Origin of the sequence: Micromonospora sp. WMMD736 (assembly GCF_049179015.1) — a bacterium.
Taxonomy (GTDB): Bacteria; Actinomycetota; Actinomycetes; order Mycobacteriales; family Micromonosporaceae; genus Micromonospora.
The window spans coordinates 4820327-4838556 of record NZ_JBMHMI010000001.1 but is presented as its reverse complement, the minus strand read 5'-3'; the positions used below and the strand labels follow the sequence as shown (position 1 = coordinate 4838556).

Here is an 18230-nt window from a genome sequence, read left to right as displayed (position 1 = left end):
CGCCCGGACGGTTGAATCCGTGCCCGGGAAGGGGACAAACGCTGCCGGACAGCGTTGAGTGGAGACAGACCTGCGGGGGGTGCAGGGGGAAGACCACGGCGTCGCCGTGTGCGCCGGCTCTGCTCTGGCGCCCGCGAGCGACGCCGTGGTCTGCCCGCCAATCAACACCACCACCAGTCCCGAGCAACGCCGCGCGCCGACCCACCCACCACCATCGGCCCGGGCGCGGACGCCGGATGGGGCTACCAGCCGACCCGGGTGTGCTGGTCGTAGCGGGCTCGCTCCTGGGTCGGCGACCGCCAGGTGGACTCGGCCAGACTCGGCGCCCACTGGCGCAGCAGGGTCTCGGCGCCGTCGTACGCGACGCAGAGCACCGCCAGCACCCGCGCGGCGATCTCGGCAGCGTCGGCCACGCCCGGCCCGACCGGCGTCAAGCGGTTGGGTGGACCGGCGGCGGTGGCGGCGACCACGGCCACCGCCTCGGCCGAGCGCAGCAGGTCGGCCAGCGTGCGGGCGAGGGCGAGACGGCTGCCCTCCACCCAGTCGGCGAGCGCGTCCGCGTACCCGGCGGTGGATTCCATCCGCCCGACCAGGCTCTCCGGCCCCTCGTCCAGGTGGCGCAGCAGCGCGGCACGCTCCTGCCCGTACGCCGAGGCGGCGGGCCCGGACCAGAGCACGGGGTCGGTGAGGGCGGCACCGACGTCGTCGTACCCCCGGACGAGCCGGCGCACGGCGTGCCCGGCGCTGACGAGCGGTGCCGGGTGCAGATCGAGGAAGCCCCGGACGGCGTCGCCCGGCAGCACCTGCATCCGGCGGAGCAGGGGCCACACCCGGTGCCCTTCGGGAACACCGGCCGCGAGCAACACGTCCACCCGGCGCAGCAGGTCGAGGCCAGGTTCGGCGAGCCGGTCCAGTGGGTCCATCACGGCTCTCCGGTGATCCGGCGGCGGGCCGCGCGGTCGACCTCGGCGTACCGGTCGGCTGCCTCGCGGACCGCCGAGGCGGCGGCGGCGAGGCGGCCGGCGGCGGCTCGCGCCTCGCGGGCCCGGTCGTCGGTCGCGGCGGCCCACTGCCGATGCAGCGCGCGACCGATCTCGCCGGGGCGGCCCGGGGCGTCCGCGCCGAACGCGGCCTGGGCCGGGTCGCTGGCGGTGACGGTGTGGGACAGGGTGGTGAGCGTGGCGCTCGCCTCGTCGAGCCGGGCGGAGAGCGCGCGCAGCGTGTCCATGTCAGGCCCCCGCGAGCGGTCGGTAGGCGGCGAACGTCTCGTTGTGCAGCTTCTCCCGGGCCCACTCGGCCGCGTCCGCCGCCGCGGTGACCGCGGCCTGCACGGAGCCGGCCACGTCGCGGGGGCTGCGGGCGTGCAGTGGCCCCAGGAACCGGACGTCGGTGATGCGCCCGGCGGCGGTGACCACCACCTCGACCAGCCCGTCGGGCGAACGGACGGTGACCTCGACCGTCGACACGGCCTGGTCGAACTCGGCCTGCAACGACTCGATCCGGCGATAGCGCCGCACCGCCTCCTCGATCCAGGCCTCGTCGATCTCCCCCCGCGGCATCGGCGACTCCTCCCGGACGGGTCCTCACTGAGCGTGCCGTCACCGTCACCACGGCACACCGGACCGTACCGCACAGCAATCGCACGTGTCGATGGCTGTGGACAACCGGCGGGAGCTGCGGGTCAGCCCTTCCAGAGGGCGAGCATCATCGCCTCGACGGCGATGCGCGGCTTGACGTTCGCATCGATCGCCGCACGGCAGGCCAGCACGGCCTCCAGCCGACGCAGCGATCCCTCGGCGTCCCACTTCTGGGCCCCGGCGTCGGCGAGCGCGGCGGTGTCGGTGTGTACCGGGTCGACGGGTGCGCGCAGCGCCATGGTGAGCGCGTCACGGTAGAAGCCGGCCAGGTCGACGAGCGCCCGGTCGAGCGCGTCCCGCTGGGCGCGGGTGGCTCGCGACTTCTGCCGCTTCTCCAGTTCCTTGAGCTGACCGGCGGCCCCCCGGATCGCGCCGGCCGCGCCCCGGCCGGTGCCGCCCGCGCCGAGCGCCGTCTCCAGCGCCGCCCGTTCGGCCGCGTCGGCCTCGGCGACCGACGCCTCGGCCTCCGCCTCGGCCGCCTCGATCAGCGCGGACGCCGCGTCGAACGCCGCGCCCACGCCGGTCAGCCGGCGCGGCACGGCGAGCACCGCCTCGCGCCGCTTGCGGGCCTCCGGGTCGCGGGCCAGCCGGCGGGCCCGACCCACGTGCCCCTGCGCGGCCGCCGCCGCCCACTGCGCCACGTCGGGCGCGATGCCGTCCCGGCGGACCAGCACCTCGGCCACCGCGGTGGCCGGCGGCTGCCGCAGGGGTACGACCCGACAGCGCGACCGGATGGTCACCGAGATGTCGTCCGGGTGGGTGGACGGGGCGCAGAGCAGGAAGACCGTCCGCGGTGGCGGCTCCTCGATGGCCTTGAGCAGCGCGTTGCCGGCCGCCTCGGTGAGCCGGTCGGCGTCCTCGATGACCACCACCTGCCAGCGCCCACCGGACGGGGTGCTGGCAGCGCGCAACACCAGCGCGCGCATCTCGCCGACGCCGATGGAGAGCCCTTCCGGCACCACCATCCGGACGTCGGCGTTGGTCCCGCCCATCGTGGTGTGGCAGCCGGGGCACTCGCCGCACCCGGTGCCGTACGCGCACTGGAGCGCGGCGGCGAAGGCGCGCGCGGCGACCGAGCGACCGGAGCCGGGTGGCCCGGTGAAGATCCAGGCGTGGGTCATCCCGCTGGCCGGGTCGGAGGTGCCGGCGGCGGGCGCGGGGTCGGCCTCGCCGGCGGCGACGAGCGCGGGTGTCCGGTCGGTCGCGGCGGCGCGCAGCACGGCGGCCGCCGCGGCGGCGGCGCGGCGCAGTTCGGTCACCGCCTCGTCCTGACCGACCAGGTCGGCGAAGACGTCCGGCATCAGGTCTTGTGCTCCATCGTCACCAGCTCCGCGTCGGATAACTCGGGCTGGACCGAGGTGTCCGGGCCCTGCGCCGGTCGGGGGTGCACGATGCCGCCCGGCTTGCCGAGCATCTCCTCGACGCGCCGGACCACCAGCCGAGTGATCTCGTCGGCCGGCCGGGACGCGTCGAGCACCAGGTAGCGCTTCGGGTCGGCGGCGGCGAGGTCGAGGAAGGCGTAGCGGACGCGCTCGTGGAAGGCGATCGACTCGGCTTCGAGCCGGTCGGCCTCCCCGCTGCGCGCGGTGACCCGGGACAGGCCGGTGCGCGGCTCGACGTCGAGCAGCACCACCAGATCGGGCTTGAGCCCGCCGGTGGCCCAGGAGGAGAGCCAGGAGACCTCGTCGACCGGGAGGGTACGCCCGGCGCCCTGGTACGCGAGCGACGAGTCGACGTACCGGTCGCTGATCACCACGTCGCCGCGGACCAGCGCGGGCCGGACCACGGAGGCCACGTGGTGCGCCCGGTCGGCGGCGTAGAGCAGCGCCTCGGCGCGGGGGGACGGCGCCTCGTCACCGGAGGTGTCCAGCACCAGCGACCGGATCCTCCGCCCGACGGCCGTCGCCCCCGGTTCGCGGGTGACCAGCACGTCGCGCCCCTCGGTACGCAGCCGCTCGGCGAGCGCGGCGAGTTGGGTGGACTTGCCGGCACCCTCACCACCCTCGAAGACCACGAACAGACCGGCGGAGACGAACGGCTCGGCCGGCGTCAGCGGCCGGCCGCGGATCGAGCCCCAGAGGTCGGCGAGGACCGGGACGCCCTTCTTGTCGTCCATCTGGCCGAAGGCGCTGATCCCGGCGAAGATGCCGGCGGCCCCGGCCGCGAGCAGCAGCAGCCGGGTGGAGGACACGGAGATGCCGAGGTCGGCGATCTCCAGCTTGCGCGAGCTACCGACGCCCACCAGCACGCTGCTCAGCCCGATGGCCAGGATCAGCACCAGCCGGGTGCCGATCTGCACCACCGCGAACACCCGGCCGCGCACCTCGTCGGCCACCTCACCGCCCAGCAGCGTGGTGCCGGCCAGGAAGGCCATGCCGGCGCCGGCGCCGACCAGCACCGCGCCGACGATCGCCATGGACAGGTGGATGGCGAAGGCGAGGGTCATCACGGCGGCGCTGGCCAGCACGATGCTCATGCCGAACCAGCGACGCCGGGACATGTCCTTGACGACCATCGGGCCGAGCCCGATGCCGAGCGCCAGACCGACGAAGATCGCGCCGAAGAGCAGCGAGAACGCGGCGTCGCCGGCGCCCAGTGAGTTGGCGAAGAACTTCGCCGTGCCGACCACGATGCCGCCGCCGGCGAACGCGCCGAAGATGCCGAGCACCAGGCCGCGGACGAGCGGGGTCTGGCCGATGAACTTCCAGCCCTCGGAGAACTGCCGGAACATGCTCTGCTCGGAACGCCCCGCCTCGCCGCGCTGCGCGTGGCTGATCTCCTTGATCCCGAACGCCACCACCAACGCGGTGGCGAGCCGGGAGAAGGCGTTGAACCAGAGTGCGAGTTGAGCGGGCTCGGCCCAGTCGGGTAGGTCGCCGCCCACAGCGCCTCTGACACCACGGTCCAGCACGGCGAGGCCGATGGCCGCGGCCACGGGGGTGAGGCCGTACGTGGTGATCAACGTGAGCTGGTTGGCCGCCTCCAGGCGGGCCCGTGGGATCAGGTTGGGGACCGCGGCCTCCTTGGCCGGGATCCAGAGCAGGGTGAGCGACTCGATCAGGAAGGTGGCGATCAGCGCCCAGCCGACCACCAGGCCGCCGGCGGCGCCGCTGAGGGCGTAGAGCGGGATGGAGGCGAAGAGCACGAAGCGCAGCAGGTCACAGATGACCATCGTCCAGCGCCTGTCGAACCGGTCGGCGAAGACGCCGGCCACCGGGCCGAGCACCAGCGCGGGCAGCAGGCGGATCGCGGTGACCCCGCCGAACGCGGCACCCTGGGCGGTGCTGCCCTGCACCTGCGAGGCGGCGAAGAGGGCGGTGGCGAGCAAGCCGAGCCAGTCACCGAAGGAGGCCGCGCCGAGCACGATCCAGAGCCGGCGGAACGGCCTGATCCGCAGTACCGAGCGGATCGCGGCATAGCCGGACGCGTCGACCTGACCACCGCTGGACTGGTTGGCGGCGTTGCCCGACTGGTCACCCGCGCGCGACACGCCGGGCGACTCGCCGCTGTTCTGGCTTTCGATGGCCGTACCTCCACGTGCCGGCCCATCGCTGGGCACCCCCGGTGGAACACTCTAGACCCGGTGGGGGCCGCCCCACCGGCGACATTCTCCTGCTCGCTGAGCCTAGGCCGCCGGAGCCATCGACCGCAGCCCGGGACGTATGCGAGGGTATTTCGCATTCATCGTCGGACAGTTAGCGTGCACACGTGGCCATCGAAAGCGACAAACTGCGCGAGCGCCTGGACCGGGCGACCGCCCATCTCGACCCCCCGTACGCCGTGGTGGATCTCACCGCCTTCGACGCCAACGCGGGGGCCCTGGCCGACCGCGCCGCCGGCAAGCCGATCCGGCTGGCCAGCAAGTCGGTGCGCAGCCGGGACCTGATCGGCCGGGCGCTTCGTCGACCCGGTTGGCGGGGTGTCATGGCGTTCACCCTGCCCGAGGCGATCTGGCTGGTCCGGGCCGGTCTGAGTGACGACGTGCTGGTGGCGTACCCGAGCGCCGACCGGGCGGCGCTCACCGAGTTGGCCGCCGACCCGACGCTCGCCGCCGCGATCACCCTGATGATCGACGGCACCGGCCAGCTCGACTTCGTCGACGCCGTCCGTGCCCCGGGGCAACGCGCCGAGCTGCGACTCTGCCTCGACCTCGATGCCTCCTGGCGACCGCTGCGTGGCGTGCACGTCGGCGTCCGCCGCTCGCCGGTGCACAGCGCCCGGGCCGCCGGCGCGCTCGCCGCCACCGTGGCCGGGCGCGCCGGCTTCCGGCTGGTGGGGCTCATGTCGTACGAGGCGCAGATCGCCGGCCTGGGCGACGCGCCGCCGGGGCGGACGCTGCTGGCCGGCGCGATCAGGCTGGCCCAGCGCGGCTCCTACCGCGAGTTGCTGGCCCGCCGGGGCGCCGCGGTGGCGGCGGTACGCGAACACGCCGACCTGGAGTTCGTCAACGGCGGCGGCACCGGCAGCGTGGCCGCGACCAGCGCCGATCCGGCGGTCACCGAGGTCACCGCGGGATCGGGCCTGTACGGGCCGACGCTGTTCGACGCGTACCGCGCCTGGCGGCCCACCCCGGCGGCGTTCTTCGCCTGCGCGGTGGTCCGTCGGCCGACGCCGGAGTTGGCGACCGTGCTCGGCGGCGGTTGGATCGCCTCCGGCCAGGCCGCCGACAGTCGGCTGCCCCGGCCGTGGCTGCCGGCCGGCCTGAAGCTCGTCGGCACCGAGGGTGCCGGCGAGGTGCAGACCCCGCTCTCCGGCGCGGCGGCGGCCACCCTGTGCGTCGGCGACCGGGTGTGGTTCCGGCACGCCAAGGCCGGTGAGCTGTGCGAACGGGTCAACGAGCTGCACCTCGTCAAGGGGGACGCGGTCGTGGCGACGGTGCCCACCTACCGGGGCGAGGGCCACGCGTTCCTCTAGGGCGCGCGTCAAAGCCCTCGGCTCGACCGAGGGCTTTGACACGCGGCCTAGGTGGCCCCGCACCGCCGGGTCAGGCGGACTGGGTGGCCTCTGCGCGCTGCTCGCTCTCGCACCCGTCGACCTGGCGGTGCAGGTACTCCCGGATCAGCGCCTTCGCCTCGAGCAGGACCCGCTCGTCACCGTCGGACTTCCGCCGGAACGCGAGCTTGATCAGCGCGTCGGCGGCCTCCACGGCGATCTCCAGGACGAAGCGCAGCTTCGGCACGTCGGTCAGCCCGAAACGCTCGGTGAGCACCCGCGCCAACTGGTCGGCGATGACGCCGTTGTTGTCGCGCTGCTCGTCGAGCAGGTGCAGGTCGACCACGTCGCCGAAGTGCAGGGTACGGAAACCGGGGACGGTGCGGTGCATCGTGATGTACTCGTCGATCCCCGCGTCGACGCCGTCCCACCAGTGGGTCATCTCGTCGGAGGCGAAGCGCTCGTCGAGCCGTTGCAGGTAGGACTCCATCGTGCGCAGGGTCAACGCCTGCACGATCGCCCGCTTGTCTGGGAAGAACTGGTAGACCGACCCGATCGCCACTTCGGCGCGCTCCGCGAGCAGGGTCGTGGTCAGCCCCTCGTACCCCACCTCGTCGACGAGTTCGGCGCAGGCGTCCAACATGCGCTGTACCCGCGCGACACTTCGACCCTGCACCGGTACGCGGCGCAGCGGCCCGGTCGTGGCGGCTGGTGTGGACACTCGGCGCCACCCCCCTTCGACGGATGAACATATCTCCACGTCACGACTCCGTGACTACCGGTACAACGAGCGGACCGCAATTGCGGTATTTACCAGGGACAACGTTCCTGATATGAAGTCAGTTCACATTCATGAATGAGGAGCGAGCATGGTCGGCACCGCACCGCTCACCGCCGCATGGTCCAACTGGGCCGGCAACCAGCGTGGCAGCGCCACCGCCATCCTGCGCCCCGGCTCGCCGGACGAGGTAGTGGAAGCCGTCCGGGACGCCGCCGCCGCCGGAGGCAGCATCCGCGTCGCCGGCAGCGGTCACTCGTTCACCGCCGTCGCCCTCGCCGACGACCGGCGTATGGAGTTGTCCGAGCTGGAAACCGGGGTCAGCGTGGACGTCGCACGCCGACTGGTCACCGTACCGGCGGGAATGCCCCTGCACACGCTCAACGGGCTGCTCGCCCGGCACGGCCTCGCGCTGCCCAACCTGGGCGACATCGACGCGCAGACCATCGCCGGCGCCATCTCCACCGGCACCCACGGCACCGGCGTCGGCTACGGCTGCCTCTCCACCTTCGTCGAGGCCCTCACCCTGGTCACCGGCACGGGCGAGCTGCTGCGCTGCTCCGCGGACGAAAACCCCGACGTGTTCGCCGCCGCCCGGGTGTCGCTCGGCGCGCTCGGCGTCCTCGTCGAGGTGACCCTGCGCTGCGTGGACGCCTTCATCCTGCACGCCCACGAACGCCCCGCCGCCCTCGACGACGTGCTCGGCGACCTGCCCGCCCTGATCGGCCGGCACGACCACGTCGAGTTCTACTGGTTCCCCTACACGTCCCGGGTCCAGGTCAAGGCCAACGACCGGTCACCCGCCAACGACCGGCCGCTGTCCCGCTGGCGCGGCTGGCTGGACGACGACTTCCTGTCCAACCGGGTCTTCGCCGGCGCCTGCCGCCTCGGCCGGGCCGTGCCGGCCCTGGCCCCGGGGATCAGCGCCGTCTCCGCCCGCGCGCTCACCGAACGCCGGTACACCGGACGCTCCGACCGGGTGTTCTGCACCCCGCGCCGGGTCCGCTTCGTGGAGATGGAGTACGGCCTCCCCCGCGCGGCGCTACCCGAGGCGCTCACCGCGCTGCGCCGGATCGTGGACGAACTCCCGTTCAAGATTCTCTTCCCGGTCGAGGTGCGCTTCACCGCCGCCGACGACATCTGGCTGTCCCACGGCTACGGCCGGGACAACGCGTACATCGCCGTGCACCAGTACGTCGGCATGCCGTACGAGCCGTACTTCCAGGCCTTCGAGAAGGTCGCGGCGGCACTGGGCGGCCGCCCGCACTGGGGCAAGCTGCACTACCGCGACGCGGCGTCCCTGGCCGAGGCGTACCCCCGCTTCGCCGACTTCCAGGCGATCCGCGACCGCCTGGACCCGCACCGCGTCTTCGCCAGCGGGCACCTGACCCACGTCCTCGGCGCCTGACGGGACGGCGTCCGCCCGGGTGGTAGCTGCAACCGCGTCCTCGGCGGTGGCGCTCAGCCGCCCGACGCCACCACCTGGTCCGGGCCGGCACCCAGGGCCCGGACGTAGCCGAGCACCCGCTGGTACGCCGCCCGATAGTCACCCCGCAGACCTGGTGGGGTGCCCGGGTCGGCGAGCGCTGCGGTCAGGTCGACCAGCCGGAGGGCCGGCGTCAGGACGGTCCAGGTTGGCAGCGCCTCCATCCGGGTCACCGCCCAGCGCCCCGGAGCCGTCTCGGTGAAGGTCGCCCGGACCATCACACCCTCGCGGTTGTCGTTGATCGGCTCCTCGTGCCGGGCCAGTTCGTTGCCCATGCCGAAGACCACCCACTTGTCGCCGAAGCGCTGGAACGGCTGCACCACGTGGGCGTGATGGCCCAGGATGAGGTCCACGTCGGGCGAGGAGATCAACTGTTGGGCCCAGGCCCGCTGGTCGGCGTCCGGCAGGTGCTGATACTCCGTACCCCAGTGCAGGCTGAGCACGACGATGTCGGCGCCGGCGACCCGCGCCCGGTGGGCGGCGGCGAGGATCTTGGGCGGATCGATCAGGTTGGCCAGCCACGGCTTGCCCGCGGGGCGACTCAGCCCGTTGAAGTTCAGGCTGTACGACAGGTGCGCGACGCGAACGTCGCCGACCTGGTAGATCCGGGGTCGGGCCGCTTCGGCGGCGCTGCGGGCACTGCCGGTGTGTCCCAGCCCGGCGGCGTCGAGTGCGCGGATCGTCCGGGCCACCCCGTCGGCGCCCTGGTCGAGGGTGTGGTTGGAGGCGGTTGAGCAGCCGTCGAACCCGGTGGCGCGCAGCCCGTCGAGCACCTGCGGGGGCGCGTTGAACGACGGATAGCCGGCGAACGGACCGGCGGGATCGGCCAGTGGCGTCTCGAGGTGGCACAGCGCCAGGTCGGCGTCGCGGACCACCGGGGCGACCCCGGCGAACATCGGGGCGAAGTCCATGCTTCCGGCACGGGCACCGTCCCGGCGCGCCTGGTCGGTCACCGCTGGATGGATCAGAACGTCGCCTGCGGCGACGAGTCGCACGGTCCGCCGGTCGGCGGCACTCCGGGTCGGCCCGGCGGACGACCCGGGGGCGACGGCCTGCGGTGAAGCGTGCGACACGGTGGCGCCGGCTGGCGAGGGGTCGTCCGCGTCCATCGTTTGGATGCCGATCGCGGCCACGGCGAGCAGCAGCGCACCCGCCGCAGCACCGACGAGAACACGGCGGCGCGGGACAGGGACTGCGAACATTCCCTCACGTTAGGCAGTCCACGCAAGATCAGCGCCACTAAATCGGACATTTAACCCATTTGGGGCTATGGTCGGTCGTCACCCTTCGGCAGGACCGGTGGTGGCCTTCCTCGGAGCCGCCTTCTTCGCCGCCGTCGCCTTGGCAGTGGTGGTCTTCTTCGCGGCGGTGGACTTCGCGGCGGCAGCCGTCTTCTTCGTCGCCGTGGCCTTCTTAGTCGCCGTCGCCTTCTTCGCGGGAGCCTTCTTCGCCGCCGCCTTCTTGCGCGGGGCCGGGCCCTTGGCGCGCTTGTCGGCCAGCATCTCGGACGCTTCCTCGATGCTCAGCGCCTCCGGGGTCTGCCCGCGCCGCAGGGACGCGTTGACCTCGCCGTCGGTGACGTACGGTCCGAAACGCCCGTCCTTGATGACCAGAGGCTTCTCGGTCAGCGGATCGACGCCCATCTCGCGCAGCGGTGGGGCGGCGGCCCGGCGGCCCCGAGTCTTCGGAGCGGCCAGCAGGGCCAGCGCCTCGTCCAGGGTGACCGTGAACATCTGCTCTTCGGATTCGAGCGAGCGGAACTCCTCGCCCCGCTTCACGTACGGGCCGTAGCGTCCGTTGTTGGCGAACACCTCGACGCCGTCGGGCGCGACGCCCACCAGCCGGGGCAGGCTGAGCAGCCGCAGCGCCTCGTCGAGGGAGAGCGACTCCGGCGTCTGCGAGCGCAGCAGCGAGGACTTGCGCTCGCCGCTGGAGACGTACGGGCCGAAGCGGCCGGACTTGAGCACGATCGGCTCGCCGGTGGCCGGGTCGTCGCCGAGCTTGCGCTCGCCGCTGCCGCCGAGGAACAGCTCGTGCACCTTCTCCGGGGTCAGCTCGTCCGGGGCCAGGCCCTCGGGGATCGGCGCCCGGTCGCCCTGGGGAGCGGCCTCCTCGCCCTCGGCCGGGGCGGCCGGCGGCTCGCCGGGGACCGCCCGCTGGAGGTACGGGCCGTAGCGGCCGACCCGGACGACGACCTCGCGGCCCTCGTCGTCGGTGAAGAGTGGGATCGAGTTGACGCTGCGCGCGTCGATCTCGCTCAGGTTCTCGGTGACCAGCTTCTTCAGGCCACCTGCGTGCGCGATGGCCTGGTCACCTGTGCCGTTGGTGCTGCCGAAGTAGAAGGAGGTGAGGAAGTCGACCGCGGCGTGGTCACCGCCGGCGATCTCGTCCAGCTCGTTCTCCATGCTGGCGGTGAAGTCGTAGTCGATGAGGCGTGGGTAGTGCCGCTCCATCAGGCCGATCACCGCGAAGGCCAGGAACGTGGGGATCATCGCCTGGCCGCGCTTGGTGACGTACCCCCGGTCCTGGATCGTCTGCATGATCGACGCGTAGGTGGACGGGCGGCCGATGCCCAGCTCCTCCAGCGCCTTCACCAGCGACGCCTCGGTGTAGCGCGACGGCGGCTGGGTGTGGTGGCCCTGCGCGGCCAGCTCGTCGGCGGTCAGCGGCTGGTCCTTGACCAGGGTCGGCAGCCGGCGCTCGGCGTCCTCGGCCTCGGCGTTCTCGTCGTCGCTGGACTCGACGTACGCGCGCAGGAAGCCCGGGTCGGTGATGGTCTTGCCGGTCGCGCCGAAGTCCGCCTCCTCCTGCGAGGTGGAGACCGCGCGGATGCGCACCGACACGCTGGAACCGACGGCGTCGGTCATCTGCGAGGCGATGGTGCGCCGCCAGATCAGCTCGTAGAGCTTGAACTCCTCGGCGGACAGCTCCTTGGCCACCTCGCCCGGGGTACGGAAGTTGTCTCCCGCCGGGCGGATCGCCTCGTGCGCCTCCTGGGCGTTCTTGACCTTGCCGGTGTAGCGGCGGGGCTCCGGCGGAACGCTGCGCTCGCCGTACAGCTCGACGATCTGCCGGCGGGCCGCCGAGATGGCGGTCTCCGACAGGTTCACCGAGTCGGTACGCATGTAGGTGATGTAGCCGTTCTCGTACAGGCGCTGCGCGATGCGCATCGTCTGCTGCGAGGACAGGCGCAGCTTGCGGGCCGCCTCCTGCTGGAGGGTGGAGGTGATGAACGGCGCGTACGGGCGGCGACGGTACGGCTTCTCCTCGACCCGGGTGACCGTGAACGGTCGCCCATCGAGCCGGGCCGCCAGACCCCGGGCACCGCCCTCGTCGAGGTGGACGACGCCCGCGCCGGCCCGGACCTTGCCCGTGGTGGGCTCGAAGTCCTTACCGGTGGCGATCCGGTCGCCGTTGAGCGCGATCAGGGTGGCGTTGAAGGTGCGCGGCCCCTCACCGGCGTTCGCCACGGCGAGGGTGGCCAGGATGTCCCAGTACTCGGCGGTGCGGAACGCCATCCGCTGCCGTTCCCGCTCGACCACGATGCGGGTCGCCACGGACTGCACCCGGCCCGCCGAGAGCTTCGGCATGACCTTCTTCCACAGCACCGGAGAGACCTCGTAGCCGTAGAGGCGGTCGAGGATGCGCCGGGCCTCCTGGGCGTCCACCAGGTCGCGGTCGATCTCCCGAGGGTTCGCCACGGCGGCCTGGATCGCCGGCTTGGTGATCTCGTGGAAGACCATCCGCTTGACCGGCACCTTGGGCTTGAGGGTCTCGACCAGGTGCCAGGCGATGGCCTCGCCCTCGCGGTCCTCATCCGTCGCCAGGAAGATCTCGTCGACCTCCTTGGCCAGCTTCACCAGCTTGCTGATCTGCTGCTTGCGGTCGGCCGAGACGACGTAGAGGGCGTGGAAGCCGTTGTCCACGTCGACCCCGAGGCGGGCCCAGGACTCGCCCTTGTACTTGGCCGGCACGTCGGCGGCGTTGCGCGGCAGGTCGCGGACGTGACCGAAGCTGGCCTCCACGACGTACCCCGGGCCGAGGTAGCCCGAGATCGTCTTGGCCTTCGCCGGTGACTCGACGATGACCAGACGGGTGGTTCCAGCGTTGCTCGGCACGTCTCTCCCCGACCTCACTCCTGCTCGTGGCCCGCCGGCGCCTTACGACAGCGACCGCTCTCGACCCCGCCGTGGCACCGGCGGTCCGGATGTCCAACGTAACGCGCCGTCCGCGTTTCGGGTTTCGCGGGCGGCAATCCGCTGCGGCGCGGCGGTCGACTCCGCCCGCCGTGCTCGACACTGCCGGACGGCGCCACCGTACACCGTGGGTAGGGCTCGGAGCGGGTCACTGTGACGATGGCGGGCCCTCCACCGGCCGGTTCAACCCAGTTGTCCAACACCGGACACCTCACCCCGCTCGCGTCGGGCGGGGCGGGCGGGGGTCAGGGCCAGGCGTTCGTGGGTGCCGCGGGTGGTGGGGCGCCGACCAGCTCGGCCAGGCGGGCCAGGCGGCGGCGGCCGGTGATCAGGTACGCCGGGCCGCCCTCGTCGGGGCCGAGGAGCGTGCCGGCCAGGCCGGCGGCGGCGAGGGCCGCGCCAATCGCGTCCCAGGACCGCTGGTCGTCCGCGCCGAGGCGGAGCAGGAAACCACTGGGCGGCTCCGGGGTCCCGGCGGCGGCGAGCCACAGTCGGAGCCGCCGGCCGGTCAGGTGGAAGGCCGCCGGAGGACGCTTCGCCGGGCCGTCCAGCCAGGCGACTGCGAGCGGCTTCAACAACCGGGTGTACGACGTCCGCACGGCGTGCCGCTGGTCCTCGGTCGGCTCCCAGCTCGCGGCCAGCCCACGCAGCGCCAGCTCGGCGACGAGCACGTGCACCCGCCAGGCGGCGTCCACCCGTACCGCGAGTCGGGCGGTACCGCCCATCCGGACGACCTCGCCCGGCCCGGCGAGCAGCCCGGCCAGATCGGCGATCGCCGGTTCGGCGGCGTCCGCGCCGAAGAAGACGAGTTGCCGTCCCGCGTCCCCGGCCCGGGACGGCCCGGGAAGGGTCGGCTCGGAGCGGTCGGCACCGCCGCGCCGCCGGCTCGGACCCGCAGGCGGCGGGTCGGCGGGCGACGGGTCGGGCTCGGGTACGGGGAACAACGCCGGCAGCGACTGCGCGGCCGGCGTGTCACCGAGCCCGTTCAGCGACACTCGGGCACCTCGTCGAAGGCCCGTTTCAGCTCCTCGGAGTTGAGCTTGCTGGTGTCCAGCGCGCTGGCGTCGTACTCCTTGTTCAAGGTGTCCACGGCGGCGCGGACGCCGTCGTAGAAGGCGGCGGGTTCGCCGGTGCCCAACCCCTCGATGGTGTCCCGGGCCCGGCCGTAGGCGTCCCGCATCTTCTCCAGCGACCCACGGAAACCGGCGGAGATGGCCTCGCCGTTGTCGGTCTCCGGGACCCCGGCCTGCTCGACCTTGCGGCGCGCGGTCTCGCTGGCCTGTTCCGCGCCACCGAAGAGCCGCACCAGGTTCTCCTTGGCCTGCGCCGGGGTGGTCTGCGCCGTCATCTGCTGATCGGTGCTGCTGGTCAACTTGCTGATCTCGGAGCGCCACGGGGTGAGCGCGCCACAGACCGAGGCCGCCCAGGCCCGTGGGCTGGGCCCACCGCAGCCGGTGAGGACGACGACGAGCGTGGCCAGGACCACCGTGAGCTTTCCGGCGGCAGACGCCCGGCACGTACGCATGCGTTGCAGCGTACGACCTTCGGCCAGGTGTGGCACCGATCCGGATGGCCGGGGTCCCCGCCCGACGGGTGCGTCGGACGGGGACCCCGGTGCCGCCGGTGTCAGGCGTTGACGGTCTCCGGACGGTGGTCGGCGCTGCCCGCGCCGGTGTCGGAGTCGTCCATGGCGATGCCCTTGCGCTTGCTGAAGACCACCGACGCCACGATGATCAGCGTGGCGACCAGCGCGATGCCCACCCGCAGGCCGACGTTGCGGTCGTCGCCGACGCTGTACGCCACCACGGCGGGCGCGATCAGCAGCGAGACCAGGTTCATCACCTTGATCAGCGGGTTGATGGCCGGGCCGGCGGTGTCCTTGAACGGGTCACCCACGGTGTCGCCGATGACCGTCGCGGAGTGCGACTCGGAGCCCTTGCCGCCGTACGCGCCGTCCTCGACCAACTTCTTGGCGTTGTCCCACGCGCCGCCGGAGTTGGCCAGGAACACCGCCATCAGGGTGCCTGCGCCGATCGCGCCGGCCAGGTACGAGGCCAGCGCGCCCGGGCCGAGGCCGAAGCCGACCGCGATCGGCGCCAGGATGGCGAGCAGGCCGGGGGTCATCAGCTCGCGCTGCGCGTCCCGGGTGCAGATGTCGACGACCTTGCCGTACTCCGGGCGCTGGGTGCGGTCCATGATGCCGGGCAGCTCACGGAACTGCCGGCGGACCTCCATGACGACCGCGCCGGCCGAGCGGGACACCGCGTTGATGGCCAGACCGGAGAAGAGGAAGACGACCGCCGCACCGATGATCAACCCGACCAGGTTGCGCGGGTTGGCCACGTTCAGCGAGTTGAGGATCTCGGTCCCGACGTCGCCCACCCCGGCGTCCGCGTACGCGGTCCGCAGGGTGTCCGTGTACGAGCCGAACAGCGCGGTCGCGGCGAGGACCGCCGTGGCGATCGCGATGCCCTTGGTGATCGCCTTGGTGGTGTTGCCGACCGCGTCCAGCTCGGTGAGCGTCCGCGCGCCGTGCTCGTCGATGTCGCCGGACATCTCCGCCACGCCCTGGGCGTTGTCCGAGATCGGCCCGAAGGTGTCCATGGCGACGATGACGCCGACGGTGGTGAGCAGGCCGGTACCGGCCAGCGCCACCGCGAACAGCGACAGCGTGATGGAGCTGCCGCCGAGCAGGAACGCCCCGAAGACACCGGCGCCGATCAGCAGCGCCGAGTAGACCGCCGACTCCAGGCCGACGCTGATGCCGGCGAGGATGACGGTGGCGGCGCCGGTCTGCGAGCTCTTGCCGATGTCCTGCACGGGCCGCTTGTTGGTCTCGGTGAAGTAGCCGGTCAGCGCCTGGATGGCGGCGGCCAGCACGATGCCGATGACCACCGCGCCGATGGCCACCAGGCGCGGGTTGCGGTCGACGTCGCCGAGGCCACCCTCCAGTTCGGCGAAGGTCGCCGGCAGGTACGCGTACGCGGCGATCGCCACCAGCACCGCGGAGATCACGGCGGAGATGTAGAAGGCCCGGTTGATCGCGGTGAGGCCGTTGCGGTCGGAGGCGCGCAGCCGGGTGATGAAGACGCCGACGATGGCGACCAGCACGCCGATCGTGGAGATGATCAGCGGGAAGACCAGACCGTCCTCGCCGAACGCGGCCCGGCCCAGGATCAGCGCGGCCACCAGCGTCACCGCGTACGACTCGAACAGGTCGGCGGCCATGCCGGCGCAGTCACCGACGTTGTCGCCCACGTTGTCGGCGATGGTGGCGGCGTTGCGCGGGTCGTCCTCGGGGATGCCCTGCTCGACCTTGCCGACGAGGTCGGCGCCGACGTCGGCGGCCTTGGTGAAGATGCCACCGCCGACCCGCATGAACATGGCCAGCAGGGCGGCGCCGAAGCCGAAGCCCTCCAGCACCGTCGGCGCGTCACCCCGGTAGACCAGGACGACCAGCGCGGCACCGAAGAGGCCGAGGCCGACGGTGAGGAAGCCGACCACGCCGCCGGTCCGGAAGGCGATCTTCATGGCCGCCTCGCGGCCGCCCTGTCGCTCCCGGGCGGCGGCGGCCACCCGCAGGTTGGCGCGGGTCGCCAGCCACATGCCGGCACCACCGATGGACGCGCTGAACACGGCGCCCACCACGAAGAAGAGCGAGCGGCCGAGCTTCACGGCCATCTCGCTGCCGTCGGTGTCGTGCACCGGCAGCAGGAAGAGGAGCACCACGGCGACGACGACGAAGATCGCCAAGGTGCGGAACTGGCGGAGCAGGTAGGCCGAGGCGCCCTCCTGGACCGCCCCCGAGATCTCCTGCATATTGGTGGTGCCCTTGCCGGCTGCCAGCACGGCCTTCGTCAAAGCGGCGGCGAAGACGAGCGCCACCAGCGCGATGACCGCGGCGATGACGACGTACGTGACATTGCTTCCGGTAAGGGAAAGCCCGCCGCCATCGGCGGCCAAGGTCTCGGACATCTGTGTCCTCCTGTTACCGAACACTCGCGTCGACGGGTGGAGACGCACCGGTCGACGCCTGGATGCGGACTCGCAAGCGCGCGCCAACCCACCCCAGCGGACCAGCGATGACCACCCATACCCGCTGGCTGCGGGATGGATCACTTGCTGACAACCCGGGTACTGTAGCCCTCCACAGTGTTCGAGGTCACATGCAGGGGGCACCGTGTCTCGATGATCTTCGTCGCTGTGTTATGAAACGAAATCTGATATAGGGCCCGATCCATGATGACAAGGCCGCATCCCCAGTGGGGACACGGCCTTGCTCTTTCTCGATTCGGTGGCCCTGACGGGTCAGCGGCCCACCGGCCACACCATCCGCACCTCGGTGCCGATGCCCTCGTCGACCGGGCGCACCTGGAGGTCCTCGACGAAGCCGGCGAGCAGGGCGAACCCGACACCGGTGGTCAGCGCCTCGTCGGTCAGCGACTCGTCGGCCAACTCGTCCGGCGGCAGCGCCGCCAGCCCGATGCTGGCCTCGATCGGCGCCCGGTCCACGACCCGCACCGCGTACGTGCCGCCGTCGGACATCTCCACCAGCACCGGATCGGCCAGGCCGTACTGACGGTGCAATGCGACCGCCCGGGTGCACGCCTCACCGATGGCCAGGCGCACCTCGTCCAGCAGGTCCTCACGGACACCGGCCCGCCGGGCGACGGCCACGCCGACCAGGCGGGCGGTACGCACGTGCACCGGGGCCGGAGAAAAGGAGAGCCGGACCGTCGCCATCACGCGTTGGCGCCGCTCGGGCCCGCGCCGGCCGCCGCCTCGACCGTGGCGTGCAGCGGGAACACCTGATCCAGCGCCGTGATCCGGAAGATCTTGAGCAGCGGCTCCTTGTCACAGACCAGGGCGAACGAGCCGCCGGCCGTGCGCAGCCGCTTGTGCGCGCCCACCAGCACGCCCAGCCCGGTGGAGTCGAGGAAGTCCACCCGCCCGAGGTCCACGATCACGTGCCGGGCACCGCCGTCGATCAGCTCGAGGAGACGTTCGCGGAGCCGGGGCGCGGTGTAGACGTCCACCTCACCGCCGACCTCGAGCACCGTGTGCTCGCCCACGGTACGCGTCGCCAGCGACAGCTCCATCGGTCCTCCTCGCCAGAGCCGTAAACTCTCCTGGGCATCTAACCACTACCGCCGGGACACCCTGCGGTCACCGGCGGCGGCTCTTCCTTACCCCCGGGCCCG

At 72.5% G+C, this 18230-nt stretch carries 15 protein-coding genes; 2 read left to right on the top strand and 13 right to left on the bottom strand.

What is annotated here, in order from left to right:
* Nucleotides 1–242 precede the first annotated feature (242 nt).
* The 5 genes from ACN269_RS21880 to tmk form a co-directional block, all read right to left on the bottom strand.
* Complete coding sequence (locus ACN269_RS21880) at nucleotides 243–923, bottom strand: hypothetical protein (protein WP_421474162.1); 681 nt, start codon at nucleotides 921–923, stop codon at nucleotides 243–245.
* Nucleotides 923–1228: a hypothetical protein gene (locus ACN269_RS21875; protein ID WP_355049258.1), complete on the bottom strand. Its 306-nt coding sequence runs from the start codon at nucleotides 1226–1228 to the stop codon at nucleotides 923–925. The genes ACN269_RS21880 and ACN269_RS21875 overlap by 1 nt, the downstream gene beginning before the upstream one ends.
* Before the next feature lies 1 nt (nucleotide 1229).
* Nucleotides 1230–1559 (bottom strand): YbaB/EbfC family nucleoid-associated protein, encoded by a 330-nt coding sequence (locus ACN269_RS21870; protein WP_355049259.1) that lies wholly within the window; start codon nucleotides 1557–1559, stop codon nucleotides 1230–1232.
* Between the two features lie 122 nt (nucleotides 1560–1681).
* The gene (locus ACN269_RS21865) at nucleotides 1682–2938 is read right to left on the bottom strand and encodes a DNA polymerase III subunit delta' (protein WP_421474161.1); all 1257 of its coding nucleotides are present in this window, start codon (nucleotides 2936–2938) and stop codon (nucleotides 1682–1684) included.
* Nucleotides 2938–5028 (bottom strand): dTMP kinase, encoded by a 2091-nt coding sequence (gene tmk, locus ACN269_RS21860; RefSeq protein WP_421476484.1) that lies wholly within the window; start codon nucleotides 5026–5028, stop codon nucleotides 2938–2940. The genes ACN269_RS21865 and tmk overlap by 1 nt, the downstream gene beginning before the upstream one ends.
* A 317-nt stretch (nucleotides 5029–5345) precedes the next feature.
* Between tmk and ACN269_RS21855 the strand changes: the two genes are divergently transcribed.
* Nucleotides 5346–6551: an amino acid deaminase/aldolase gene (locus ACN269_RS21855; protein ID WP_421474160.1), complete on the top strand. Its 1206-nt coding sequence runs from the start codon at nucleotides 5346–5348 to the stop codon at nucleotides 6549–6551.
* A 70-nt stretch (nucleotides 6552–6621) separates the two neighbouring features.
* Here the strand turns inward: ACN269_RS21855 and ACN269_RS21850 are convergent, their stop codons facing one another.
* Nucleotides 6622–7212: a TetR family transcriptional regulator gene (locus tag ACN269_RS21850; RefSeq protein WP_421476482.1), complete on the bottom strand. Its 591-nt coding sequence runs from the start codon at nucleotides 7210–7212 to the stop codon at nucleotides 6622–6624.
* Between the two features lie 226 nt (nucleotides 7213–7438).
* On the opposite strand from ACN269_RS21850, the gene ACN269_RS21845 reads away from it, so the two are divergent.
* Complete coding sequence (locus tag ACN269_RS21845) at nucleotides 7439–8755, top strand: D-arabinono-1,4-lactone oxidase (RefSeq protein ID WP_421474159.1); 1317 nt, start codon at nucleotides 7439–7441, stop codon at nucleotides 8753–8755.
* Between the two features lie 53 nt (nucleotides 8756–8808).
* Here the strand turns inward: ACN269_RS21845 and ACN269_RS21840 are convergent, their stop codons facing one another.
* The 7 genes from ACN269_RS21840 to ACN269_RS21810 all read right to left on the bottom strand — a co-directional run bounded on the left by ACN269_RS21840 (nucleotide 8809) and on the right by ACN269_RS21810 (nucleotide 18128).
* Nucleotides 8809–10035 carry a CapA family protein gene (locus tag ACN269_RS21840; protein ID WP_421474158.1) on the bottom strand — a complete coding sequence of 409 codons (1227 nt, stop codon included), beginning with the start codon at nucleotides 10033–10035 and terminating at the stop codon, nucleotides 8809–8811.
* A gap of 78 nt (nucleotides 10036–10113) precedes the next feature.
* A complete protein-coding gene (gene topA / locus ACN269_RS21835; protein WP_421474157.1) occupies nucleotides 10114–12951 on the bottom strand; it encodes a type I DNA topoisomerase in 2838 nt (945 codons plus the stop codon).
* A 323-nt stretch (nucleotides 12952–13274) separates the two neighbouring features.
* Nucleotides 13275–14024, bottom strand: coding sequence for a hypothetical protein (locus tag ACN269_RS21830; protein ID WP_421474156.1), 750 nt, complete (start codon nucleotides 14022–14024; stop codon nucleotides 13275–13277).
* Nucleotides 14015–14554, bottom strand: coding sequence for a hypothetical protein (locus ACN269_RS21825; protein ID WP_421474155.1), 540 nt, complete (start codon nucleotides 14552–14554; stop codon nucleotides 14015–14017). The genes ACN269_RS21830 and ACN269_RS21825 overlap by 10 nt, the downstream gene beginning before the upstream one ends.
* 101 nt (nucleotides 14555–14655) lie before the next feature.
* A complete protein-coding gene (locus ACN269_RS21820) occupies nucleotides 14656–17004 on the bottom strand; it encodes a sodium-translocating pyrophosphatase (RefSeq protein WP_421474154.1) in 2349 nt (782 codons plus the stop codon).
* Nucleotides 17005–17337: 333 nt separating this feature from the next.
* The gene (locus ACN269_RS21815) at nucleotides 17338–17775 is read right to left on the bottom strand and encodes an ATP-binding protein (protein WP_355049271.1); all 438 of its coding nucleotides are present in this window, start codon (nucleotides 17773–17775) and stop codon (nucleotides 17338–17340) included.
* Nucleotides 17772–18128: an STAS domain-containing protein gene (locus ACN269_RS21810; RefSeq protein WP_355049272.1), complete on the bottom strand. Its 357-nt coding sequence runs from the start codon at nucleotides 18126–18128 to the stop codon at nucleotides 17772–17774. The genes ACN269_RS21815 and ACN269_RS21810 overlap by 4 nt, the downstream gene beginning before the upstream one ends.
* Nucleotides 18129–18230 lie beyond the last annotated feature (102 nt).